Here is a 519-nt window from a genome sequence, read left to right on the forward strand (position 1 = left end):
GAAAAAAGTTGTTTATATTGCAGGAAACATTAAATGCAAAACCATCCGTTTGCTAGTCAACCTGCCGTATATATTTTGGCAAACGGTAAAAACGGAACACTCTATATCGGCGTTACCATGAATTTGCCGGAAAGAGTTTGGCAGCACAAAAACCATGTCAATATTGATGGCTTTACTGCCCGATATGATGTGCATGATTTGGTTTGGTATGAGTTTTTTGAGAATATGCCTGAAGCAGTTGCCAAAGAAAAAACGATGAAAAAATGGCGACGTGAATGGAAGATTAAATTGATTGAAGAACAAAATCCCGAATGGTTGGACTTGTCGGGCGTGTTGTTTGTTTAGTTTTATTTCTGGAACTTTAAAAACTGTCGTTATTCCAGCCCCACCTACGCGCAGACAGGCTACGGCGGGAATCACCGCAAAAGTTAAGAAACCAATGTTTGAAAACAGTTACCGAAAACCCAAGAATGGATTCCCGCCTGTGCGGGAATGACGAATCCATCCATACGGAACCCT

1 protein-coding gene is annotated in these 519 nt (G+C 41.2%); it reads left to right on the forward strand.

Annotated elements, in window-relative coordinates:
* Positions 1-33: 33 nt before the first annotated feature.
* Positions 34-345, forward strand: coding sequence for a GIY-YIG nuclease family protein (locus tag DNU06_RS17660; protein ID WP_012222082.1), 312 nt, complete (start codon positions 34-36; stop codon positions 343-345).
* The last annotated feature ends 174 nt before the right edge of the window (positions 346-519 follow it).

This window comes from Putridiphycobacter roseus, assembly GCF_003234935.1.
GTDB classification, from domain to species: domain Bacteria; phylum Bacteroidota; class Bacteroidia; order Flavobacteriales_D; family Crocinitomicaceae; genus Putridiphycobacter; species Putridiphycobacter roseus.

Coding starts and splice junctions, on each gene's coding strand:
- DNU06_RS17660 (WP_012222082.1), top strand. CDS start 34: ATGCAAAACCATCCGTTTGCTAGTCAACCTGCCGTATATATTTTGGCA.